This window comes from Limnohabitans sp. Jir72 (assembly GCF_003063575.1).
Classification (GTDB): Bacteria; Pseudomonadota; Gammaproteobacteria; order Burkholderiales; family Burkholderiaceae_C; genus Limnohabitans_A.
In genome coordinates, this window is the sequence record NZ_NESC01000001.1 from 445,173 (window position 1) to 464,135 (window position 18,963).

At 58.3% G+C, this 18,963-nt stretch carries 17 protein-coding genes and 1 tRNA gene; 8 read left to right on the forward strand and 10 right to left on the reverse strand.

The genetic code is table 11. The features are described from left to right. Positions 1–47: 47 nt before the first annotated feature. Together folD and B9Z52_RS01825 are read left to right on the forward strand one after the other, a co-directional pair. Positions 48–899, forward strand: a complete 852-nt coding sequence (folD, locus tag B9Z52_RS01820) for a bifunctional methylenetetrahydrofolate dehydrogenase/methenyltetrahydrofolate cyclohydrolase FolD (protein WP_108412143.1) — start codon at positions 48–50, stop codon at positions 897–899. A 93-nt stretch (positions 900–992) separates the two neighbouring features. Next, complete coding sequence (locus B9Z52_RS01825; protein ID WP_108412144.1) at positions 993–3,026, forward strand: M3 family metallopeptidase; 2,034 nt, start codon at positions 993–995, stop codon at positions 3,024–3,026. A 24-nt stretch (positions 3,027–3,050) separates the two neighbouring features. Here B9Z52_RS01825 and soxZ read toward each other — a convergent pair whose 3' ends face one another. The 8 genes from soxZ to B9Z52_RS01865 form a co-directional block, all read right to left on the reverse strand. Beyond that, positions 3,051–3,476, reverse strand: a complete 426-nt coding sequence (gene soxZ / locus B9Z52_RS01830) for a thiosulfate oxidation carrier complex protein SoxZ (protein WP_369907834.1) — start codon at positions 3,474–3,476, stop codon at positions 3,051–3,053. Further along, complete coding sequence (locus tag B9Z52_RS01835) at positions 3,370–3,813, reverse strand: thiosulfate oxidation carrier protein SoxY (RefSeq protein WP_108412146.1); 444 nt, start codon at positions 3,811–3,813, stop codon at positions 3,370–3,372. Before B9Z52_RS01835 ends, soxZ begins: the two co-directional genes overlap by 107 nt. Positions 3,814–3,830: 17 nt before the next feature. Beyond that, a complete protein-coding gene (locus B9Z52_RS01840) occupies positions 3,831–6,011 on the reverse strand; it encodes a molybdopterin cofactor-binding domain-containing protein (protein WP_108412147.1) in 2,181 nt (726 codons plus the stop codon). Between the two features lie 11 nt (positions 6,012–6,022). Then, positions 6,023–6,538 (reverse strand): (2Fe-2S)-binding protein, encoded by a 516-nt coding sequence (locus tag B9Z52_RS01845; protein WP_199222017.1) that lies wholly within the window; start codon positions 6,536–6,538, stop codon positions 6,023–6,025. 300 nt (positions 6,539–6,838) lie between these two features. Next, positions 6,839–8,173, reverse strand: coding sequence for a hypothetical protein (locus B9Z52_RS01850; protein WP_108412148.1), 1,335 nt, complete (start codon positions 8,171–8,173; stop codon positions 6,839–6,841). A gap of 250 nt (positions 8,174–8,423) precedes the next feature. Continuing rightward, a tRNA-Val gene (locus B9Z52_RS01855) sits at positions 8,424–8,500 on the reverse strand. 29 nt (positions 8,501–8,529) lie between these two features. Next, positions 8,530–10,764 carry a bifunctional (p)ppGpp synthetase/guanosine-3',5'-bis(diphosphate) 3'-pyrophosphohydrolase gene (locus B9Z52_RS01860; RefSeq protein WP_108412149.1) on the reverse strand — a complete coding sequence of 745 codons (2,235 nt, stop codon included), beginning with the start codon at positions 10,762–10,764 and terminating at the stop codon, positions 8,530–8,532. Between the two features lie 4 nt (positions 10,765–10,768). Then, on the reverse strand, positions 10,769–11,692 hold the full coding sequence (locus B9Z52_RS01865; RefSeq protein WP_108412150.1) for an alpha/beta fold hydrolase: 924 nt from the start codon (positions 11,690–11,692) through the stop codon (positions 10,769–10,771). 98 nt (positions 11,693–11,790) lie between these two features. On the opposite strand from B9Z52_RS01865, the gene B9Z52_RS01870 reads away from it, so the two are divergent. The 6 genes from B9Z52_RS01870 (at position 11,791) to B9Z52_RS01895 (ending at position 17,612) form a co-directional block, all read left to right on the forward strand. After that, positions 11,791–12,561, forward strand: a complete 771-nt coding sequence (locus B9Z52_RS01870; RefSeq protein WP_108412344.1) for a 3-hydroxybutyrate dehydrogenase — start codon at positions 11,791–11,793, stop codon at positions 12,559–12,561. Between the two features lie 37 nt (positions 12,562–12,598). Continuing rightward, positions 12,599–13,330, forward strand: coding sequence for a two-component system response regulator OmpR (ompR, locus tag B9Z52_RS01875; RefSeq protein WP_108412151.1), 732 nt, complete (start codon positions 12,599–12,601; stop codon positions 13,328–13,330). Then, entirely contained in the window at positions 13,327–14,712 is a 1,386-nt protein-coding gene (locus B9Z52_RS01880; RefSeq protein ID WP_233251767.1) for an ATP-binding protein, read from the forward strand. The genes ompR and B9Z52_RS01880 overlap by 4 nt, the downstream gene beginning before the upstream one ends. Positions 14,713–15,003: 291 nt before the next feature. Continuing rightward, positions 15,004–15,450, forward strand: a complete 447-nt coding sequence (locus tag B9Z52_RS01885; RefSeq protein WP_146182762.1) for a hypothetical protein — start codon at positions 15,004–15,006, stop codon at positions 15,448–15,450. Next, complete coding sequence (locus tag B9Z52_RS01890; RefSeq protein WP_108412154.1) at positions 15,450–15,683, forward strand: helix-turn-helix transcriptional regulator; 234 nt, start codon at positions 15,450–15,452, stop codon at positions 15,681–15,683. Before B9Z52_RS01885 ends, B9Z52_RS01890 begins: the two co-directional genes overlap by 1 nt. A 33-nt stretch (positions 15,684–15,716) precedes the next feature. Further along, positions 15,717–17,612, forward strand: a complete 1,896-nt coding sequence (locus B9Z52_RS01895) for a DUF3857 domain-containing protein (RefSeq protein ID WP_158270492.1) — start codon at positions 15,717–15,719, stop codon at positions 17,610–17,612. Between the two features lie 27 nt (positions 17,613–17,639). On the opposite strand, the gene ispF is transcribed toward B9Z52_RS01895, so the two are convergent. Further along, complete coding sequence (gene ispF, locus B9Z52_RS01900) at positions 17,640–18,119, reverse strand: 2-C-methyl-D-erythritol 2,4-cyclodiphosphate synthase (RefSeq protein WP_108412345.1); 480 nt, start codon at positions 18,117–18,119, stop codon at positions 17,640–17,642. Between the two features lie 8 nt (positions 18,120–18,127). Next, positions 18,128–18,841, reverse strand: a complete 714-nt coding sequence (gene ispD, locus B9Z52_RS01905) for a 2-C-methyl-D-erythritol 4-phosphate cytidylyltransferase (RefSeq protein ID WP_108412156.1) — start codon at positions 18,839–18,841, stop codon at positions 18,128–18,130. Between the last annotated feature and the right edge of the window lie 122 nt (positions 18,842–18,963).

The following is an 18,963-nucleotide window of genomic DNA, read 5'->3' on the forward strand; positions in this document are numbered from 1 at the left end:
CTGTCGGGCGTTTTGCATTTATCACCGACTTATTCGAGTTTTTACACATGACCGCCCAACTCATCGACGGCAACGCCCTGTCCAAACAACTGCGCACCGAAGTGGCCACCCGCGCCCAAGCCCTGAAGGCCAAAGGCGTCACGCCCGGCCTGGCCGTGGTGCTGGTGGGTGACAACCAAGCCAGTCAGGTTTATGTGCGCAACAAGGTCAAAGCTTGCGAAGACGCAGGCTTGCACTCGGTGCTGGAGAAATACGAAGCCACCATGACCGAGGCGGACTTGCTGGCCCGCGTGGAAGCGCTCAACAACGACCCCAGCATCCACGGCATCCTGGTGCAGCTGCCCTTGCCCGCACACATTGATGCTCAAAAAGTGATCGAAGCCATCAGCCCCGCCAAAGACGTGGACGGTTTCCACATCGCCAGCGCCGGTGCGCTCATGACCGGCATGCCAGGTTTCTGGCCCTGCACGCCTTATGGTTGCATGAAGATGCTCGAAAGCATCAACTACGACCTCAAAGGCAAGCACGCCGTGGTGATTGGCCGCAGCAACATCGTGGGCAAACCCATGGCGCTGATGCTCTTGCAAAAGAACGCCACCGTGACCATCTGCCACAGCGGGACCAAAGACCTCAAGGCCATGACGCTGCAGGCCGATGTGATCGTGGCCGCCGTGGGCAAACGCAATGTGCTGACCGCCGACATGGTCAAGCCCGGTGCTGTGGTGCTGGACGTGGGCATGAACCGCAACGACGAGGGCAAGCTGTGCGGCGATGTGGATTTTGAAGGCGTCAAACAAGTCGCCAGCCACATCACCCCCGTGCCCGGTGGCGTCGGCCCCATGACCATCACCATGCTGCTGGTCAACACCCTTGAAGCCGCCGAACGTGCCTCCAAGTAATCCACAAGGCAAGCAACGCCCAAAATGTGTCATCCCGGGCTTGACCCGGTGCCCATCCCTGCCAGCCCTTGACCCGCAAAACCCCAAAAAACCATGACCAATCCTCTGCTCGACACCTCCGGCCTGCCCTTGTTTGACCGCATTGCCCCCGAGCATGTGGCCCCTGCGGTGGACGAACTGCTGGCCGCGGCCAACCAAGCCCTCGAGACAGTGACCGCGGCCGACTTTCCCGCGCAATGGGCCACGATCGCCAAAGTGCTGGACGTCAGCACAGAGCGTCTGGGCATGGCCTGGGGCGCAGTCAGCCACCTCAACAGCGTGGCCGACACCCCCGAGCTGCGGGCAGCCTACAACGCAGCCCTGCCCTTGGTCACCGAATTCTGGACACGTCTGGGCAGCGACGAGCGCCTGTACGCCAAGTACAAAGCCATCGACACCACCGCCTTGAACGCCGAGCAAAAACAAGCCCACCAGAACGCCTTGCGCGCCTTTGTGCTGGGCGGTGCCGAGCTGCAAGGCGAGGCCAAAGTGCGATACGCCGCCATCCAGGAGCGCTTGGCCGAGTTGACCCAGAAGTTCAGCGAAAACACGCTGGACGCGACCGACAGCTTTTCCTTGTATGTGAGTGAAGACCGTCTGGCGGGCGTGCCCGCTGACGTGGTGCAAGCCACCCGCGCCGCCGCACAAAAAGAAGGCCAGGAAGGCTGCCGACTGAGCCTGAAAATGCCGGTGTACCTGCCGGTGATGCAATTTGCCCATGACGCGGCGCTGCGCGAGCAGCTGTACAAAGCCCACGTCACCCGCGCATCGGACCAGGCACCAGAAGACAGCCGCCAGTTCGACAACACCGCCTTGATGCAGGAGATCCTGGTCTTGCGGCAGGAAGAGTCTCAACTCTTGGGTTACGACAACTATGCGCAGGTCTCTGTGGTGCCCAAGATGGCCGAGTCGCCCGAAAAAGTGATCGGCTTTTTGCGCGACTTGGCCGTGCGCGCCCGCCCCTTTGCCGAAAAAGACCTGGCCGACTTGCGCGACTTTGCAGCAAAGGAACTCGGCCTGACGGACACATTGAACGCCTGGGACGTGCCCTACCTCAGCGAAAAGCTCAAGGAAGCGCGCTACAGCTTCAGCGAACAAGACGTCAAACAATACTTCACCGCCCCCAAGGTGCTGGCCGGTCTGTTCAAAATCATCGAGACCTTGTTCGAAGTCAGCATCCGACCAGACCAGGCCCCGGTCTGGCACCCTGCGGTGCAGTTCTTCCGCATCGAGCGCGGCGGCCAACTGGTGGGTCAGTTCTACCTGGACCAACCGGCCCGCGCAGGCAAACGCGGCGGTGCCTGGATGGACGATGTGCGCGGCCGCTGGCAGCGCCCCGATACCGGCGTGCTGCAAACGCCGGTGGCGCACCTGGTGTGCAATTTCGCCGAAGGCGTCAACGGACAACCTGCGCTGCTCACGCACGACGACGTGATCACCCTCTTCCACGAATTTGGCCATGGCTTGCACCACATGCTCACGCAAGTGAACGAGCGCGATGTTTCAGGCATCAGCGGCGTAGAGTGGGACGCGGTCGAGTTGCCCAGCCAGTTCATGGAAAACTTCTGCTGGGAATGGTCGGTGCTCAGCCACATGACTTCTCACGTCGAAACAGGCCAAGCCTTGCCCCGCGAACTGTTCGACAAAATGCTGGCCGCCAAGAACTTCCAAAGCGGTCTGCAAACCCTGCGCCAGATCGAGTTTTCGCTGTTCGACATGCTGGTGCATGCCGAGCATGACCCTTCGCAAGACTTCATGCCGCTGCTGCAAGAAGTGCGCAACGAGGTGTCGGTGATGCAGCCGCCCGCCTTCAACCGCATGGCCCACACCTTCAGCCACATCTTTGCTGGGGGTTATGCAGCGGGTTACTACAGCTACAAATGGGCTGAAGTGCTGAGCGCTGACGCCTACGCCGCCTTTGAAGAAACCGCCGCTGCCGACGGCAGCCCGAGCCTAGAAACAGGCCGCCGCTACCGCCAAGCGATTTTGGAAGCCGGGGGCAGCCGCCCTGCGCTGGAATCCTTCAAAGCATTCCGAGGCCGTGAGCCCAGCCTGGATGCGCTGCTGCGACACCAGGGCATGATCTGACACGCGCCAGCTGTAGGCAGTGATTCAAATGACAACAATGGGCTGCACATGTCTGCCCTGTTGTCCTCTGTCATCAAGCCACTCCAATTCAAGTTCGCCATTGCCCTTGGCTTTGGTGAAAAAAGACAGAAAAGGATTGGCAGAGATCCCTGCACTCATCTCGGCTCTGAAGACCAATTGCCCCGCGTAATGGACTCGAAGGGTGTGGATGACGTTTTGAGGTACCGCGCTGCCAAGCAAGTCAAAGCGATAGCCGGTCTCCATGGGGTGCTGAAGTAGAACCCGAATCTCAAAAACCTCACCCATGCGGACAGAGGATGGGACCATCACACGGGCCAACATATCAGGACGCATCCAAACATGCAGACTCGGTGACCTCGACCTCGGCGCGGGTGGACCACCAGCTGAGGTCTGACATCTGCGCCAACACCACCACTTCCTGGGTGCCATTGAGCCGCACACGGGTAGAGACCTCGGCCCGCCCGGCATGCGGCCCGAGAAAATAACGCGCCATCAATGGACGCGGGTTTCGCATGGACACCACACAAATCTGCAGCACGTGGTCCTCATCAGTCATTGGACTGTTCACTTGAATCCTCAAAGGAACAGACAAACCGTTGTCAGCCAATCTGGGCAGGGTCAGTTGGACCCGACCCTCACGCACAGGCTGGCTTTGGGTCAGGTGCTGTATCCAGGCCTGCGGACTGCGTTCAACCTCTTGAGCGAAACCCTGCCCGCAAACCGTTGCGCCCACCAGACCAGCCAAAACCGTGCGTCGTTGAGTCATGCGTGGTGTCCAGGAGATCAGATGATTTCCAGCCCTTCGTTTTTGAGCGGCAAATTGCGAACGGGCTTGCCCGTCGCGGCAAAAATGGCATTCATGATGGCCGGCGCAACAACACAAATGGTGGGCTCACCCACACCCCCCCAAAAATCAAAGCTGGGGGCGATCACGGTTTCAATGTGGGGCATTTGTGCCAAACGCGCAATGGGATACAGGTGGAAGTTGTTGTCCACAATGCGCCCGTCTTTCACCGTGGACTGGCTTTGCAACGAATCAAAGCCATACGCGACAGACCCCTCCACTTGGGCAGCGATTTGTTGCGTATTGACCGCGTGGCCACAATTGGTGGATAACACCAATCGATGGACTTTCACCTTGCCGTCCTTGACCGATACTTCGGCTACCGCAGCGGTATAGCTGCCATAGCCCATGAACTGGGCAATACCTCTGTGACGTCCGGGGGCTAAAGGCTTGCCCCAGCCTGCTTTGTCTGCCGCGGCATTGAGCACCGCCAAATGCTTGGGGTGATTGGCCATCAGCTCGCGTCGGAACTCCAGGGGATCCTTGCCCGCAGCCTTGGCCACCTCTTCCATGAAGCATTCGAGGTAAATACCATTCTGGTTGGTGTTGACACCACGCCAAGGCCCCACCGGTACATGGGTGTTGCGCATGGCATATTCCACCCGCAGATTGGGAACGGTGTAACCCAGCTGGGCATCACCCGGCTCTTCGTAGTAACCCTGCAACTGGCGGCGGTCCTTGCCGTTTTGAATGTTGTGAGGTGCAGCAAATGCATTGATAGATTGCCCGGAAACGCGCAGTTGCAAACCCACGAGTTGGCCCTTGTCATCCAAACCCGCCGAGAGTTTGCACTGGCCGATGGGGCGAAACATGTCATGCGACATGTCTTCTTCACGCGTCCAAATCATCTTGATTGGTGTGCCGATGAACTGCTTACCGATGAGGGCCGCCTGTCGCACATAGTCCTGCGAGCCTCCACGGCGACCAAAGCCGCCGCCCAGTGTGGGGTTATAGACCTCGCATTTCTCGAGAGGCAAGCCAGCAATGTTGGCTAACACGGCCAGTGCCGCCTCAGCGTTTTGTGTTGCCACCCAGGCCTCAGCACGTTCTGCGGTGATGCGCACCGTGCAATTCATGGGTTCCATGCAGGCATGGGCTACAAAAGGCGTGCTGTAAACCGCCTCCACTTTGCGGGCCGCATTCGCAATGGCCGCAGGTGCATCGCCCACATCGCGGTCGGCAAATACATTCTGTGTCGAGGTCAAACCTTCTTTCAGGTGCAGGGCAATCGACTCGCTGGAGACCTTGCCATTGACGCCCTCGTCCCAAACAATGGGTAACTTTTCAAGCGCCTGCTTGGCACGCCAAAAGGAATCTGCAATGACGGCTACAGACTCGTCATCGACCTTGACCACCGCCTTGATCCCCCGCAGCCCCAACACCTTGCTTGCATCAAAGCTGACCAGCTTGCCTTCAAAGACAGGACAGGCTTTGATCGCCGCGATCAGCATGCCCGGCAAATCCAGATCAATGGCGTATTTCTGCTTGCCCATGACCTTGGGGGCCGTGTCCAAGCGCTTGAGGGGTTTGCCAGCAATCTTCCAGTCACGGGGATTTTTCAGAACGATGGCCTTGGCATCGGGCGCAGGCAATTTGGCAGCCGCATCGGCCAACTGACCGTAGGTCGTGGAGCGACCACTGGCCGCATGCATCACAACCCCTTTGTCCACACGCAACTGGTCAACAGGAACTTGCCATTGGTTGGCCGCCGCTTGCATGAGCACCATGCGGGCCGCAGCGCCCCCTTGGCGGACATACTCGTGGGAATCGCGGATGCCACGGCTGCCGCCGGTCGCCATGTTGCGCCACACGCGCTTGCGGGCCAAGTTCTGACCGGCTGTGATGGGTTGAAGAACCACCTTGCCCCAGTCGCACTCCAATTCCTCTGCGACCAATTGAGCCAAGCCAGTGTGCGTCCCCTGCCCCATTTCAGCGCGGGCAATGCGAATCACACAGGATTCATCAGGACGAACAAGCACCCAAGCGTTCACCTCAGCCGGCCCTGCGTTTTGTATGTTTTGTGCAGCCAACGGCACATGAAAACCCACAGATAGGCCACCACTGGCAACAACAGAGCCGATGATGAAATGTCGACGAGACACCGATGTTTTTGTACTCATGCTTTGACTCCTCAAGCCAGCTTGGACTGCGCCATGGACGAAGATCCAGCATCGACCATGTGGATCACCGAGCCGACTTCCTTGCCCGTTTGAGCGGCCAAATGAATGGCTGCACGGATTCGCTGGTATGCGCCACAACGGCACACATTGGTCATCGCCTCATCGATGTCTTTGTCTGTCGGTTTGGGTTTGCGCTTGAGCAAAGAAGCTGCCGCCATGATTTGCCCTGACTGGCAATAACCGCACTGAGGCACATCCAGTTCGATCCAGGCTTTCTGCAAAGGATGATTGCCGTCCTTGGACAAGCCTTCAATCGTGGTGATGCGTTGTGCTTTGACTGCGCTCGCCGGATAAGAGCATGAACGCACCGCTTGTCCATCGATGTGCACCGTGCAGGCCCCACATTGCGCGATACCGCAACCGAACTTGGTGCCCGTCATACCCAGTTGTTCACGCAATACCCACAAAAGGGGCATGTCGGATTCCGCGTCAACTTTGTGCCGTTTGCCGTTGATATTCAATTCCACGCTTGTCTCCTCTTGCAACTTAACTCTGTGATGCCCTGACAAGACTATCTTTCTAGGCTCGACCACAGAGTCGTCCACGTGACATACGAGGCAGCAGAAAATAAAAACGCCCCATGCAAAAGTATTGGGCGTTTTGAATAAATGTCGCTGAACGACAGCCGCACTGCGCTGGATTCGTTCAAAGCCTTACCGGGCCGCGAGCCGAGCTTGGATGCGCTGCTGAGGCACCAGGGGATGGTGGTGAACGGCTGAAACAAAAATGGGAGCTCGAAAGCTCCCATTTCTTTGGGTGGTGCTGGATCAACGGGAATAGAAGGTAGCGCCTGCTGCACCTACCGCCACATACTGGCTGCGGACATTGGTCAAGCCGTACAGTGAAGCCGCCCCCGAAACTGGTGCAGCGGCTGTCCATGTCAAACCATCCTGACTCGATACAACCGTGCCGGAAGCCCCCACAGCGAGGAACTGATTCGGTAATGATGAAATCGTCAGCAAATCAGCCGTAACATTTGGAGTTGTATCCCAAGTTCCTGCCGTCCAGGTTGGTATAGCGGCTGTAGCTGCGTCTGTGCTGTACAACACAACACCTCCAGCGCCAACGACGACGTAAGCGGCAGCTGTGGTGGTCGTACCTGCTGGAAGGGTTGTTGTTACCGTTGTGGCCGGACGGTATGCCGCCCCCATCAAGTCAGTAGATACGCCAGACGCCTGTGCCGTCCATGTGACGCCATCTGGACTGCTCAACAGCGTCCCATTGGCACCAACGGCCAGCCATAAGCCAGAGCTTGAATAAGACACGCCATAAAGATTTTCCGAAGTCGGTGCAGAGGCCGCAACCCACTTCACACCATCGGCAGAATAGACAATGGTTCCAGCGCCGCTCGCAGCATTTCCTACCGCCACAAGCCTGGAGCCATTGCTGGCCAGCGCATTGAGCTTGGGTGTTCCCGTCAAAGTGGAGGTGGTCCAAGTGGACAAGTCGGCGCTCGAAGAGACCAGAGCCGTATGAGCGTCGGTGCCATCATCACCAACGACGATGAATTTGCTGAACGCATAGATCGCCGAATTCAAATGACCAGCAACGCTGCCCGACGGCGTCCAGACAAGACCAGCAGACGTCACGTCGTTGCTGCTCTTGTACAAAGTGCCCGTCGAGCCAGCCGCAAGGAAATACGAAACGCCATCGCTGGCGGTCCCCGAGGTGATCCCGCGCAAATCATCCGTGGGCAGGGTGATGCCGGAACCCGGGCTCCATGAGGTGCCTGCGGTTCGCGGCATGACCGTCAAAGCTTGTGTCAAGGCTCCACCCTTGCCCGTTCCCGTGCGACCATTGAGCGCGAAGGTATATGTTTGCCCATTGGTCAATCCGGTCAAGACATAGGGCGACGAGACATTGGTAAGCCAGCGCAAGCCGACCGTCTTGGTGAAGTCTGTCGAATCAAAGGCTGCCTGGGGCGCGTAAGGCAGCCAATACTCCACCCCTGAAGTCATGTTCCAGCTGATCACGACTTGACCATCGCCCGGCGTCACCGTGAACCCCGATGGCGGATCTGCCGGCCCACCACGGCCACCACAAGCGGCAACGAGTGAAACAAGAATCAGAAGAAATACCCGACGAGTAAAGGTATGAAACATGGCAGTGAGGTTCAATCCAAATGAAAGTGGCAATTATTCAGCACGAATGGCCATGTCATGTCGCCTTGATCGTGCGGCAGATGACCGTTGATGACAAAAATCTTAATCTAATGCAAAAGCGTGCCGCTTTGAACACTGTTTTGTAAAGTTAGAGGCTGTGGGTTGGTGCGCAAACATCCAAGAAGCACAAGCTAAAAAAAAAGCACCTAGCGTTTGTGCTAAGTGCTTTTCAGGGTCTGTCTACCGAATTTGGTAGGCGCGATTGGACTCGAACCAACGACCCCCACCATGTCAAGGTGGTGCTCTAACCAGCTGAGCTACGCGCCTGTTGAAGCCTTGAATTATAGCAGCAAAAATCAGCGTCTTCGAGCTGCCCGAACACCTTTGACGTTTCGCACCGTGCCCAGGACTTTGTTCAGACCTGCAGCATCGCTGACTTCCACCGTGAACGTCATCCAAGCCGTGCCTTTGACGGATTGGGTTTGCACCCCGATCACGTTCATTTTTTCTTTGGCAAAGACCTCCGAGATGTCGCGCAGCAAGCCCTGGCGGTCATACGCTTCGACCGATACATCGATGGGGTACACCGCTGCATCTGCGCCTTTGTGCTCGCCCCAGCGCACATCGATCACCCGCTCGCCGTGGCGCGAAGCCAGTTCGCGGAAATTGCTGCAATCCTGACGGTGGATGCTCACGCCTTTGCCGCGTGTGACAAAGCCACTGATCACATCGGGCGGCGCGGGTTTGCAGCAGCGCGACAACTGGGTCAAGAGCGAATCGACCCCCACCACCAGCACGCCCGAGGGCGACTTGCGCGCCACCGCGCCTTTGAATTTCTTTTGCAGGTACTCATCGGGCAGCAAAGCAGGCTCAGGTGGGTTGAGCAAGACCTCGATGTTGCGCAGCGAATACTCGTCCTTGCCCACCACCTCAAACAAGCCCTCGGCCGACTTGAAACCCAGCTGACTGGCCAAATCCTCTAGCTTGGTAGAAGTGCGGCCCAGCCGTTGCAACAGTTTTTCAACCGACTCGCGGCCGCGTGCGATGGTCTCTGCGCTGATCTGGGCGTTGAACCAGGCGCGCACTTTGGCGCGCGCCCGGTTGCTGACCAGATAACCCAACTCGGGGTTGAGCCAATCGCGCGAAGGGCCGCCTTCCTTGATGGCCGTGACTTCCACCGTTTGGCCATTGGCCAGGGGCGTGTTGAGCGGCACCATGGCGCCGTCCACCTTGGCCCCACGGCAGCGGTGGCCCAGATTGGTGTGCACCGTGTAGGCAAAGTCCACCGGTGTGGCGCCTTGCGGCAGCTCGACCACCGCCGCATCCGGCGTGAGCACATAGATGCGATCATCGAACAAGCCTTCGCCCTGCCCAGCACCCGACAAGTCGCGCTCCCACGCCAACAGCTGGCGCAAGACCGCGATCTTGGCGTCGTAGTCGCTGCTGGCCGAAACACCCGCATAGCCTTTGGCCCCCGCCTCCTTGTAGGCCCAGTGGGCAGCCACGCCATGCTCGGCATGGTCGTGCATGGCTTGGGTGCGGATTTGAATTTCGATGGGCCGTCCGTCCACATCGCGCACCACGGTGTGCAGCGACTGGTAGCCGTTGGGCTTGGGCTTGGCGATGTAGTCGTCAAACTCTTGGGCAATCGGTGCAAAGTGCTCGTGCACCCAGCTGAGCACTTGGTAGCAATCGGCCACTGCAGGCACCACCACGCGCAAGGCCCGGATGTCGAACACCCGATCAAACGCCAGCGACTTGCCGCGCATCTTGCGCACGATGCTGTAAATGTGTTTGGGTCGGCCGTCCACTTGGGCCTGAACACCCTGGGCGGCCAGCGTCTGCTGCATGCGCTCGCGCAAATCGACCATGTAGCGTTCACGCTCAGCGCGTTTTTGGTCGAGCAGGCTGGCGATTTCCTTGTACGTCACCGGCTCCAGAAAACGGAAAGACAGGTCCTCCATCTCCCACTTGATCTGCCAGATGCCCAAGCGGTTGGCCAGGGGTGCAAACACCTGCAAGGACTCCCGGGCCAAAGCGGGCGGCACCGGCAACTTGGTGGCCGCGTAATGGCGCAAGGTCTGCAGGCGCGAAGCCAGACGCAGCATGACCACACGCAAGTCGCGGCTGAACGCCAGCAGCATCTTGCGCACGTTTTCGGTTTGCAGCTTGGGGTCATCGAGCAGCTGCGCACTGGTCTCGGCCGCCCGCGACAAGCGCTGCACATGCACCAAGTGGTTGGTCTGCATGGCCAACTGCGCCAAGTTGGGCCCAAAGGCCTTGCCGATGACGTCTTCGGGTTTGTTCAGGTGCGGACAGGCATAGACCAAATAACAGGCCGCCTGCATTTGAGCCGAACCACCGATCTCCGCCAAGATGGCGGCCACAGCGTCCGCATGCATGAGGATGTTCTCGCCCGTGTCCAGGCTTTCGCCCGAGATCAAGGGCTCGGCAAAGGCCCGGGCGCGGGCCAGGGTGTCAGCAGGGTCGGCGTTATCGGCCGTGGCCAGCATGACTGGCGGTACCGCCGCATGCAAATGCGTGGAGATGCGGGTCGGGCTGGCGGCGTGGCTGGTGTTGGGACTGACCATGGTCTTAAGCCCTAAGCAAGAAATTGACCACCACCTCGATTTGCGCAGCGCTGGTGATGGTGGGGGCATGGCCGCAATCGGCCCAAGTCTCCAGTTGAGCCTTGGGGCCTCGCTGGGTCATGGCCAAAGCCGTTTCAGGCGTGAGCAAATCAGAATCTGCACCACGAATGAGCAGGGTTTGGGCCCGGATCTGGTCATACACCCCCCACAATGCGGCTTCACCAGCCACCGCCGCTTCAGGCGTCAACGCCCTCACCGGCGTGCCGATGGCCGGGTCGTAATGCAAGGTCACAGCGCCATCCGTGCCAGGCCGGACCATGTGCGAGGACATCTCGCGCCACACATCGGCGGGCACCGGGCCAAACCCCTGCGACAGCGCCCACATGGCCGCTGCAGCTTCGTCCAGGTCACGGTACTGGCCATATTGGCCCACATAGGTTTGCATCCGTTGCACAGAGACCCAGGTGATCGCCGGGCCCACATCGTTGAGCACCAAACGGCGAACCGGCGCGGGCATGGGCAAACCGGGCTGCCCGGCCAACACCATGCCAATCAATCCGCCCATGCTGGTGCCCACCCAATCGAGCGACTCGATGCCCTTGCCCACTGATGCACCAAGCTGACCCAATAAGGTCAGCATGTCGGCGGCATATTGAGGGATCTGGTAGCCCATGGGGTCAGTCAGCCAATCGCTGCGCCCGCGCCCCACCACGTCAGGGCAAATCACCTGCAAGGGCTCGGCACTGCGGGCCACCAAAGCTTGGGCCAAACGGTCAAAGTCGCGCCCCTGACGGGTCAAACCATGCACACACACCACCACCCGGCGCGCCTGGGCATCACCCCAGCGCCAATAAGCCATGCGGTGCTGGCCCTCAGGGTGGGGGCAGGACACAAATTCAAGTTGAGGCTGCAAATCGCTGGAGGTCATGACATTCGGACACAATCAGATCAGACGTTACCCAAAAGAGTCATTGGGCAGCGCGATAATGGACTTTTATGCATCCTAATTCATCTGGAGTGGAAATCATGTTGCAAGGTAAAACAGCTTTGGTCACGGGTTCAACCAGCGGCATCGGTCTGGGCATTGCCAAGGCCTTGGCCAAACAAGGAGCCAACATCGTTTTGAACGGTTTCGGCGATGCCGAGGGCCCCCAGAAAGAAATCGCCGCGCTGGGTGTCAAAGTCGCCTACCACGGCGCCGACATGAGCAAAGCCAGCGAGATCGAAGCCATGATGAAGTTCGCGGCCGACACCTTTGGCCGCGTGGACATCTTAGTGAACAACGCTGGCATTCAGCATGTGGCCAAGGTCGAGGACTTTCCGGTGGAACGCTGGGACGCCATCATCGCCATCAACCTGACCAGCGCCTTCCACGCCACCCGCCTGGCACTGCCCGCCATGAAGGCCGCCAACTGGGGGCGCATCATCAACGTGGCTTCTATCCACGGCCTGGTGGGCTCTGCAGAAAAATCGGCTTATGTGGCCGCCAAGCACGGTGTGGTCGGTTTGACCAAAGTCACCGCACTGGAAAACGCCACCTCCGGCGTGACCTGCAACGCCATTTGCCCCGGCTGGGTGCTGACCCCGCTGGTGCAAAAGCAGGTGGATGCCAAAGCCACAGCCATGGGTTTGTCCAACGAAGAAGCCACCAAACTGCTGCTGCAAGAAAAAGAACCTTCCATGCAATTCACCACACCCGAAGAACTGGGTGACTTGGCGGTCTTCTTCTGCTCGCCCGCAGGCAACAACGTGCGCGGTGTGGCCTGGAACATGGACGGCGGCTGGACTGCTCAATAAACCGCGCGAATGCCACAGGCTCATTGACGCCCCACACATGACCACATCTAATTCACGCTTGGACAAAGTCATCATCGTTGATGATGATGCACGTATCCGCGATTTGTTGCGCCGCTTCTTGTCACAAGAAGGCTTTGACGTTTTATTGGCCGAAGATGGTCGGGCGCTGGACCGCATCTTGCTGCGCGAAACGATTGACCTGATCGTTTTGGACCTCATGCTGCCGGGTGAAGATGGCATGAGCATCTGCAAGCGTCTGCGCCAGGCTGGGCTGAAAACGCCCGTGATCATGCTGACAGCCAAGGGCGAGGACGAAGACCGCATCTCGGGTTTGGAGATTGGCGCGGACGACTACCTGGGCAAGCCCTTCAACCCACGCGAGTTGCTCGCGCGGATTCACGCCGTGCTCAGGCGCAGACCGCAATCGGAGGTTCCCGGCGCGCCAGCGAATGACAAAGAAGTGATCAGCTTTGCCGAGTTCACTTTCGACTTGGGTGCACGCTCACTGAAGAAAAGTGGACAAGACATTGCCTTGACCACCGGTGAATTCGCCATGCTCAAGGCTTTGGTGCGCCATCCACGCCAGACCCTGAGCCGCGACAAACTCGCCCAATTGGCCCGTGGCCGCGAATTCGAACCCTTTGACCGCAGTCTGGATGTACAAGTTTCGCGCTTGCGCAAAATGATCGAGGTCGATCCTGCGTCGCCCAAAATCATCCAGACCGTATGGGGCGTAGGTTACGTCTTCGTGCCCGATGGTCAGTCGTGACGCACTCTGAAGACCCTCATCTGGAGCATCCAGCCCAGCCTCAAGAGGCGCTCCCCCGACTCAAGCTAAGCCTGTTCTGGCGCACCTTCGTGTTGCTGGCCATGCTGATTTTTTTCAGCAGTCTGGCCTGGCTGCAACTGTTTCGAACACAAGAGTACGAACCGCGCATTCTGCGCAACGCCCATCAAATCGCGACCGTGGTCAACCTGACCCGTACCGCTTTGGCGCATACCGACGCCATCGCGCGCGTCTCCCTGCTCAAGGCATTGGCGGACGAAGAAGACGTCAGCATTCAAACGCGTGAGCCCGACGACCGCATCACCCCCTTTGGCGAAACGACCATTGAAAAACAACTCGTTGTAGAGATGGTCAAATGGCTGGGGAAAGGCACCATGATCGCGTCCAGCGTGAACGACCAATCGGGCCTGTGGGTGGGTTTCGCCATTGAACGCGACAGCTATTGGTTGCAAATGGACCCCGAACGCCTGCGACCACTGGGCGGCACCGCCTGGCTCACTTGGTTGATCGTGACCACTGTTCTGTCATTGGCTGGGGCTGCTGTCATGGCCGGTTTGATCAACCGCCCGCTCAAGCGCCTGTCATATGCCGCCAGCCAGGTGCGTGAAGGGCATTTCAACACCTCCACGTTGGACGAAAATGCCGCTACCAGCGAGATCCGCGAAGTCAACATCGGATTCAACCGCATGGCCGAGCGCTTGGCCAAAATCGAGGCCGAACGCGCACTGATGCTGGCGGGCATCTCTCACGATTTGCGCACACCTCTGGCCCGCTTGCGGCTGGAAACCGAATTGAGCGTGGCAGACCATGAGACACGTGAACTGATGGCGGGCGACATTGCACAACTGGACGAAATCATTGACAAGTTCCTCGACTACGCGCGCCCCGAACCGACCAACCTCGGCCCGGTGCTGCTGTCGGGTGTGATCAGCCGCTGCATTGCGCCATTCCGGGTCAACCCGCGAATGGACATCACCGTGGATGTGGCCGAAGACCTGCATGTCAAGGCCGAAACAGTCGAGCTGGGCCGCGTGCTGTCGAACTTGCTGGAAAACGCCCGCCGCTATGGTCAAAGCCCCAGCGACGGCATCACCCGCGTCGAAATCGTGGCCCGGGTCCATGACGGCTGGGTGCTGCTGCGTGTGCGCGACCAAGGCCCCGGCGTGTCCGAAGACACCCTCAAAAATCTCACCCAACCGTTTTACCGGGGCGACACCGCCCGCACATCGGCCACCGGTTCGGGCCTGGGCCTGGCCATTGTCGAGCGCTCGGTGCAGCGCATGGGGGGCACGTTTTCGGTGTTCAACAACAGCGCAGGCGGCCTGATGGCGCTGATGAAATTTCGCCAAGCCGAAGCTGGCTGAGCTTGGCATCCCTTGTTCGGGCTTGACCACCCCGCCAAACTGCGTCTTGAAGCAAAACCGTCAAATCCGTCAGCGGATTGCTGCTGCACCATGACCAACAGCCCATCAAAAATGTGACCAGAGAAGTCTTCCTAGGTTGCTCCATGGAAAACACCTATGTTTATTGAAGTTAATTTTTAAATAATTAGTTTTATGTGTTGCATAAAACCAATTCAACACAAACCACAAGCCATCGTCCCCTTTGCCTTGGTGGTTATCGGCCTGTTCTTTGTGATGTACAAGGTCAGTGTGGTGTCCCTTTTCTGGAATGACCTGTCCACAGTTCAACAGTGGATGGGCCACTTTTTGGGCGTGAACCTGCAAGGTATGGCTTCTTGGCAAAGTACAGCAGCACGCGTGGTCGACATGCTGCTGTGGGGCTTGTTGTTTCAAGATTGGTGGTTTGGTGCCAAAGCCGCGCGGGCGTGGTATCTAAACGATGGCTTGAATGAGGAGGTGATTGAGCACATCAACCGATGCGCCGTCCTCATCAACACGGCGTGGGCATTCACGATGCTGGTCCGTCCTTTTCGCAACCTTTTGGTGCAATGGCACTTGCCCGTGGTGCAGTGGGTGTTGAAGTGGCAATACGCCATGAGCGATGCCATCACCCTGATGGTGTGTCTTTGCCTGGTTTTGATGGCCATGATTTGCAAAAAATGGCAACGCACCGACCAGGAAAACAGGGCGTTCATCTGATGCCAATCGTCGTTGAACTCGATTTGATGCTGGCCCGAAGAAAAATGCGATCCAGAGATTTGGCGGAACAAATTGGCATTTCTGAAACCAATTTATCCCTGCTCAAGTCGGGCAAGGTCAAGGGCGTGCGCTTCGATACCTTGAGCAAAATCTGTGCTGTTTTGCAGTGCCAACCCGGCGATTTGTTGCGCCATCAAGCAGCACCATTTCAGGAAAATCCCCTTCCACATTAACCCCCAATAACGAACAAGATGCGTCGAGCTGCCATGAACTATTGCCAAAAACTCCAGCCATTTGTGCAAATCACAGCCGTGCTTTGCACCCTGCTTGCAAGCAACCCAAGCCCGGCTCAGGGGTTTGGGCGTTTGGCTTCGCAGTTTCAAATCACCCAAATCGTGCACCATGAAGACATTGCTGCGGACTACACCAGCAAAAGCACCGTCATGCTGGAAAGACAAGCCTTGTCCGACCAAGGTGCGGTCGTGGTGGGCAAGTACAACGTGTCCTTCAACCCCGACCTGGAGTCCATGGAGATCGTGGAGGCTTACACCGAGAAAGTGGATGGTCAAAAAATCCCCGTCTTGCCGCATCAAATCAACGAGCAAAAAGGATTTTTGGCGCCCGGCACACAAACCAGTTGGCCAGGCATGAACACGTTTCAAATTACTTTCGCTCAAGTTCAAAACGGTGACAAAACGCGGGTGCTTTATCGCAAAAGCACACGCCGCCCGGCCTTGCCGCAGTGGTTGAATCACTTTGATTATTTGGGTAACGCAATCGACATCCTGTCTTACAAGGTCCAGCTGTCAGCCCCTATAGAGATGCCGCTTGAACTCTCAAGCCAAGGGCTGAAGCAGCAAGTATCGATTGAAAATGGCCGCAAGCATTGGCTGCTTGAAGGCAGTAGTTCAAGCACCAGCGATGAACCCCAAATGGCCAACGGGCTCAAACGCTTGCCTTATTGGATGTATTCCACCCTGCCCTCACGTCTGGCATTGGGCGACGCATTCACGCAAGCCACACGGCAAAAAATGGTGATCACCCCGGACATACAAACCTTAGCCAATCAGATCACAAAAGGACTGAATCAGGATTTTGACAAAGCGCAAGCCATTGCCCGCTGGATCGCCAAAGAAATGCGCTATGTGGCCATCTTTGTGGGTGCTGGCGGCTTCATACCCAACGATTTACCCCACATCCTGAAAAATCGCTATGGCGATTGCAAGGACCACACACTGCTCATGATGAGTTTGCTCAAGGCCGTGAACATTGATTCGGCACCTGCGCTGATCAACACTGCCAACGCAGACTGGGTGCCACCCGTTGCTGCCGCCGTCTATAACCATGTGCTGGTTTACATACCCAGTCTGCAACTGTTTTACGACCCCACGGCCTCACAAATCCCATTTGGCAGATTGCCTTGGTCTGACAGCGCCAAACCCGTGGTGGTTGGCTTGTCCAATGGCAGTCAAGACATGCACACACCCGCCTTTGATGCCAAGGACAACCGGGTTCAAATTCGATCGATATGGCGTCTGGATGCCCAAGGCCATGCACAAGCCGACCTCAAGGTTGACACTTGGGGTGAAGCTGCAACCACCATGCAAAATCAACTGTCACAAATTCCGGCGGGATTGTCTGGCGCTGCCGTTCAGCACTTTCTCAGACAAGCAGGCCTCAAAGGCAAGGGCTTTGTCCAATATCCGCCTGTTCAAAGACAGACCCAAGAACAAAGCTTCAGCACGCAAATCGAACTGCCCCATTTTTTAGCGACACCGGAGGCCGCCAGCGTGAACCCACACCCCATGATTTCAAGCTTGCCCATGTATGTGCTGAACAACATTGGACCGCAATTGGACAAAGATCGCCGCTTCGACATGCTTTGCACCCCGATCAGCGTTGAAGAAAGCTTTGAATTGCACCTGCCCAAAGACGCTCAAGTGTTGTCCATCCCCAAAGACACCGTGCAAAACCAGTCAGGCATCACCTACCGCAGCAGTTACAGCCATGAAGGCACCAGCATCGTGGGACAACGCCACTTTGAACGCGCACCCAGCGCTTCGGGGCACATTTGTACAGTTGCGGAGTTGGAAAAAAGGCGTGATGCGCTTGAAGCCGTGCGCAAAGATGTACGCAGTACCGTCCTGTTCAAACTGCCCTGACATCTTTCAGGAGCAGCCCGGTCCCATTCACAGTTGCCGTAACAAAGCCACCGCCCGCGCTTCCATGCTCTGGCCCATGCCCACGGGACCGAGCTTTTCGGCCGTTTTGGCTTTCACATTGACCTGATCGGCTTGCACGCCCAGCGCTTTGGCCACCGAGGCATTGATGGCGGCCATGTGCGGGGCCAGTTTGGGGGCTTGGGCCACGATGGTGCTGTCCACGTTCACCAGTTCCCAGCCTTTGGCACGCACGCGGCGCATGGCCTCGGTCAGCAACACCGACGAATCGGCGCCCTTGAACTGCGCATCGGTGTCCGGGAAGTGCCGCCCGATGTCGCCCAGGCCTGCCGCGCCAAGCACCGCGTCGGTGATGGCGTGCAACAACACATCGGCGTCTGAATGGCCGAGCAGGCCCGAGGTGTGGGCAATCTCGATGCCGCCCAAAATCAGCTTGCGCCCGGGCACCAGGGCATGGACGTCCCAGCCTTCACCGATTCTGAAATTCATGCCAGCGCTCATGTTCTGCTCCTGATGATGGCCTCGGCCAGCGCGAAATCGGCCGGGTAAGTGACTTTGAAATTTTGCGCCGAGCCCTCGATCAGGCGCGGCTTGAGACCCAGCCGTTCGATGGCACTGGCCTCGTCGGTGATGCCCGCAAAGCCACTGCCCGCCACATCGGCCAGCGCATCGTGCAGCATCTGCAATCGGAACATCTGCGGGGTTTGCGCGAGCCATTTGTGTTCACGCGGTACGGTGGCCGCCACGCGCCCACCCTCTTCGGTTTTGAGCGTGTCGGGCAAAGGCAGGGCCAGCAGGCCGCCCACTGCATCGTGCTGGCAGGTGTCGATCAAGCGGCTCACCGACTCGGGCGACACCAAACAACGCGCCGCGTCGTGCACCAGCACCCAGTCTTGCGGGTCAAGGCCTGCGGCCAGCATGGCTTGCAGGCCGTTGAACACGCTCTCGGCACGGCTGGCACCACCACAGGCCAGGCGCTTGAAACGCTGGGGCCAGCCTTGCTCGACCCAGACATGGTCATCTCCGGGCGACAAAATCACCCAACCACTGGCCAGTTGAGGCACCTGCGCCAAAGCCTGCAGCGTGTGCATGACCATGGGTTGTCCGGCCACCTGTTGGTATTGCTTGGGTTGTACCGTGCCCGCACGGCTGCCCGTGCCCGCACAGGGGATGAGGACATGGAAACATGTTGAGATGCTGCGGTCGGTCATAGGCTGAGATTGTAGTTTTGCAAGTCGGGGGCTTCGGCCTCGGCATTGCCCACTGCGCCACAGGCCGCATGTCGGGGCTTAAGCCACCGACCTACCAATACCGTGGCTCGTCGTCGGCAGCT

Excerpts from the sequence above, each read along its gene's own strand:
- folD (WP_108412143.1), top strand. The coding sequence starts at position 48 with ATGACCGCCCAACTCATCGACGGCAACGCCCTGTCCAAACAACTGCGC.
- B9Z52_RS01825 (WP_108412144.1), top strand. The coding sequence starts at position 993 with ATGACCAATCCTCTGCTCGACACCTCCGGCCTGCCCTTGTTTGACCGC.
- soxZ (WP_369907834.1), bottom strand. The coding sequence starts at position 3,476 with ATGGCACCCAGGAAGTGGTGGTGTTGGCGCAGATGTCAGACCTCAGCT.
- B9Z52_RS01835 (WP_108412146.1), bottom strand. The coding sequence starts at position 3,813 with ATGACTCAACGACGCACGGTTTTGGCTGGTCTGGTGGGCGCAACGGTT.
- B9Z52_RS01840 (WP_108412147.1), bottom strand. The coding sequence starts at position 6,011 with ATGAGTACAAAAACATCGGTGTCTCGTCGACATTTCATCATCGGCTCT.
- B9Z52_RS01850 (WP_108412148.1), bottom strand. The coding sequence starts at position 8,173 with ATGTTTCATACCTTTACTCGTCGGGTATTTCTTCTGATTCTTGTTTCA.
- B9Z52_RS01860 (WP_108412149.1), bottom strand. The coding sequence starts at position 10,764 with ATGGTCAGTCCCAACACCAGCCACGCCGCCAGCCCGACCCGCATCTCC.
- B9Z52_RS01865 (WP_108412150.1), bottom strand. The coding sequence starts at position 11,692 with ATGACCTCCAGCGATTTGCAGCCTCAACTTGAATTTGTGTCCTGCCCC.
- B9Z52_RS01870 (WP_108412344.1), top strand. The coding sequence starts at position 11,791 with ATGTTGCAAGGTAAAACAGCTTTGGTCACGGGTTCAACCAGCGGCATC.
- ompR (WP_108412151.1), top strand. The coding sequence starts at position 12,599 with ATGACCACATCTAATTCACGCTTGGACAAAGTCATCATCGTTGATGAT.
- B9Z52_RS01890 (WP_108412154.1), top strand. The coding sequence starts at position 15,450 with ATGCCAATCGTCGTTGAACTCGATTTGATGCTGGCCCGAAGAAAAATG.
- B9Z52_RS01895 (WP_158270492.1), top strand. The coding sequence starts at position 15,717 with ATGAACTATTGCCAAAAACTCCAGCCATTTGTGCAAATCACAGCCGTG.
- ispF (WP_108412345.1), bottom strand. The coding sequence starts at position 18,119 with ATGAATTTCAGAATCGGTGAAGGCTGGGACGTCCATGCCCTGGTGCCC.
- ispD (WP_108412156.1), bottom strand. The coding sequence starts at position 18,841 with ATGACCGACCGCAGCATCTCAACATGTTTCCATGTCCTCATCCCCTGT.